This is a genomic window from Hydrogenivirga sp. 128-5-R1-1 (assembly GCF_000171895.1).
The window spans coordinates 1-3,280 of sequence record NZ_ABHJ01000076.1 but is presented as its reverse complement, the minus strand read 5'-3'; the positions used below and the strand labels follow the sequence as shown (position 1 = coordinate 3,280).

General features: G+C 29.3%; 5 protein-coding genes. 1 reads left to right on the top strand and 4 read right to left on the bottom strand.

The window, feature by feature from the left end:
- On the bottom strand, positions 1-216 hold a 216-nt coding region (locus HG1285_RS05205), incomplete at its 3' end, for a lyase family protein (protein ID WP_008288454.1).
- A 78-nt stretch (positions 217-294) separates the two neighbouring features.
- Between HG1285_RS05205 and HG1285_RS19785 the strand changes: the two genes are divergently transcribed.
- Positions 295-1,686 carry a GGDEF domain-containing protein gene (locus HG1285_RS19785; RefSeq protein ID WP_008288453.1) on the top strand — a complete coding sequence of 464 codons (1,392 nt, stop codon included), beginning with the start codon at positions 295-297 and terminating at the stop codon, positions 1,684-1,686.
- On the opposite strand, the gene HG1285_RS18265 is transcribed toward HG1285_RS19785, so the two are convergent.
- The 3 genes from HG1285_RS18265 to HG1285_RS19780 all read right to left on the bottom strand — a co-directional run.
- On the bottom strand, positions 1,679-2,527 hold the full coding sequence (locus tag HG1285_RS18265; RefSeq protein ID WP_008288452.1) for a nicotinamide-nucleotide amidohydrolase family protein: 849 nt from the start codon (positions 2,525-2,527) through the stop codon (positions 1,679-1,681). The genes HG1285_RS19785 and HG1285_RS18265 overlap by 8 nt on opposite strands.
- 99 nt (positions 2,528-2,626) lie before the next feature.
- Entirely contained in the window at positions 2,627-2,875 is a 249-nt protein-coding gene (locus HG1285_RS20305) for a molybdopterin-binding protein (RefSeq protein WP_008288451.1), read from the bottom strand.
- Positions 2,872-3,280, bottom strand: a 409-nt coding sequence (locus HG1285_RS19780) for a hypothetical protein (protein WP_008288450.1), incomplete at its 5' end; no start/stop codon positions are given. The genes HG1285_RS19780 and HG1285_RS20305, both read right to left, overlap by 4 nt.

Sequence of the window (3,280 nt, the reverse complement as noted above, 5' to 3'; positions counted from 1 at the left end):
GATTTCTTTTTTAATTTCTTCAAGACCTTTTATTATTTTTTCTGCATCTTCCTGTGGGATAATCCCCTGTTTTCCAAGCATCTTTGCGTGGGCTATACTACCTTTTATATCGTACAGAGCAAGATTTTTGTCAAAAGAAATGCTCTCTGTAAATTCTTCTACAAACTCATCTGTTCCTTCTGAAAATCTACCGCCCCATAGTTTTTTTTCAGACATTTATTTACCTCACGTTGTTTTTAGATAAAAAAATTTATATCATTATTATAACAACACAAATAAATATAAAATAAAATCATGAAAAAAATTTTTATACCCTTAGGTGTAAGTTTAAGTATATTTTTAATAGGATTTGTTGTTTTTTTTCTTGGGAAAAAAGATAAAGAAAATATAATTTATGAAAATGCAGTAAAAATAACCCAGTCAAATTACAAGTCTGTAAAGTTAGGGTATAAAAAATTAACAGATTATTTTTATTATGATGTATTTGATAAAAGATTATTAAGACTTGTTTATAGGAAAAAAAGTAAAACATTAAAAAAAATTCTCAACAAAAAATTTAAAAAATTGTACAAACAAAATATAGATAAATTAGTTATATTAAATTTAAACGGAAAACCAGTATTGATTTTATCAAAGGGTAATTATAGAAAGTTTAATCCGGACTATATAGATGGACAGCAGTTAGTTTATGCTCTGAAGTATAAAAATAAATTTTTAGGAAATCTTTATTTTTCTATTCCTTTTTGGGCTATTCAAAAAGATTTAAATTATGTTTTTAAAGATACCTATTTGTTTTTGTTGAAAAAAGAAGTGGGATTGTCAAGATTAAAGGCTGGGGCGATTAAATCAATTATTCCTTCAGGGTTATCTGATAGATATTATTATGAGGATATTCAGATAAAAGATATTCCGATTACTTATATTAACAAGAAGATAAGAAAAAAAGTGCTGAAGTTTTTAGGCAAAGATAAACCATTTTCATTTATTTATAACAATGAAGGTAATTTTTACTTAATAACTTTTATTCCTGTTTTCAACTTAAATAATCACTTAATGGGATATTTAGTTAGATATTCAAAAGATAATACATATCCGATAATATTAAAGTCTTTTTATACCAATATAACATTGTCTTTTCTTTTAGCTGTTATACTGGGATTTTCTGTTTATATCTTTTTAAAGGACTTAGAAAAGTTTCGTTATTTATCTGAAACTGATAGATTAACCGGGCTTTATAATAAAGGTAAATTTAACGAAGTATTGCAAAGGGAAATTCAAAGAGCAAAAAGATATAAAAGGCCGTTGTCTTTAATTATTTTTGATATTGACCATTTTAAAAAGATAAATGACACTTACGGTCATAAAGTAGGAGATGAAGTATTAAAAGCACTTGCAAAATTAATCAAGAAAAACATAAGGAAAACAGATTTTGCAGCAAGATGGGGTGGTGAAGAGTTTGTTATTCTTGCACCTGAAACTAATGTTGAGGGGGCTAAAAAACTTGCAGAAAAGTTAAGACAGGCTGTAGAAACCTACAAATTCCCTACTGTTGGTAAAGTTACAATTAGTTTAGGGGTTGCACAGCTTGAGCCTGATGAAAAACCTGAAGATTTTATTGTAAGAGCAGATATGGCGCTTTATAAAGCTAAAGAAGGCGGAAGAAATAGGGTTGAAATAGCTATTTAATTAGATAAAGTCTGAGCATATTTAATGCATGTTGTGAAACTCTAAGTCTTACATCATTTCTATGTCCTTTAAATATTACTTTTTCAACTACTGTTTTGTTTTTTATTCCCATTCCAATATAGTGTAATCCTAATGGTTTATCAGGTGTTGCTCCAGTTGGACCGGCAATGCCTGTATCACTTAATGATATATCTGTTTTTAACAAATTTTTTACTCCTTCTGCCATTTGCCGTGCAACAGGCTCACTTACTGCTCCGTATTTTTCTATATTTTCTTTTGATACTTTAAGTATATTTTCTTTTACCTGATTTGAATAAGCTATAATACTTCCCATAAAATAAGCTGAACTTCCTGCAACATTTACTATCCTTGAAGCAATCAATCCTCCTGTTGAAGATTCTGCTGTTGATAATGTTAGCCCTTTTTCTTTTAAAAGTTTTCCAACTACTTCTTCCATTGAGGTTTCATCTTCTGAATAAATTAAACTTCCCAGTCTTTCTTTTATAACTTTGATTTTATTTTTCAAAAATAAATCATTACTATCCCAGATATATATATCTATCCCGTAAGGAGATGCATTTAGCGTTTTTTTATCTATGTCCTTTAATATTTCATCAATTTTTACTTCGTCTTTTCCATAAGTTTTAAAAAGATGTACAAAACCTTTTTGTTCCTTAATATGAAGATACTCAAAAGGTGTTTCAAGCATTACCTTCATCTCCGAAGGAACTCCAGGCAGTGCAACAATTGCTTTTTGAACATCATCTAATACCTTAATAAATCCAAGGGCATTTCCAACTGGATTTTCTATAGGTTTTGCCTTGAATGGAATTTGAGCCATTTTTTTTCTTTCTGGTGTAAACTCTTTTCCAATCTTATTATATTTTTCTTTTAGTTTTTTTAACCAGTGTTCATTATAAATTAATGGGACTCCTATAGCCTATGATACAGCTACCCTCGTTTTATCATCATCAGTCGGTCCAAGTCCTCCCGAAATAAAAACAATATCAGACTTATCAAGGGCAATTTTTAAAAATGTTTCAATTTCGTACTGGTTATCAGAGGTTAGTATAATTGAGTTAACCTTAAGACCTTTTTCAAAGCATTTTTTTGCAATATAATGACCGTTTTTATCCTGCTTTAAACCTTTTGTAAATTCTGACCCTGTTATTATTATTGATACTTTCATTTGACTATGTTCTTTATAAGTAATTTTATATTTTTATCACCTGCATTTATTACCATTGCATCAGATTCGCAGTCTCCTTTTTTAGGCATTGGACTTCCTGTTTTTGATACCCTTGCCATAAGTATAAGCTGTCCATCAAATTCATTGGCTCTTTGAGGTATTAAAACATCTGCAGGTGTAATCGTGAAATCGTAAGGAAAATCAGGATTTGATAATTTTTTCACAGCAAGAGGTTGGGGAGTAGAACCTTTCCTGACTATTATAAATAAAGTACCTTTACACTGGTTTTTTATTTTATCGTCTATATAAACCTGCCCTTGTATTTTATATTTATCAATTAAATAGGCTTCAGGTGGAAGTTCCTGACATGCTGTTATAAAAATTCCGAGTGCTGTAAGTAATAAT

What these genes read in the sequence shown, in the direction of transcription:
- HG1285_RS18265 (WP_008288452.1), bottom strand. Translation starts at nt 2,527, where the DNA reads ATGGCTCAAATTCCATTCAAGGCAAAACCTATAGAAAATCCAGTTGGA.
- HG1285_RS19785 (WP_008288453.1), top strand. Translation starts at nt 295, where the DNA reads ATGAAAAAAATTTTTATACCCTTAGGTGTAAGTTTAAGTATATTTTTA.
- HG1285_RS20305 (WP_008288451.1), bottom strand. Translation starts at nt 2,875, where the DNA reads ATGAAAGTATCAATAATAATAACAGGGTCAGAATTTACAAAAGGTTTA.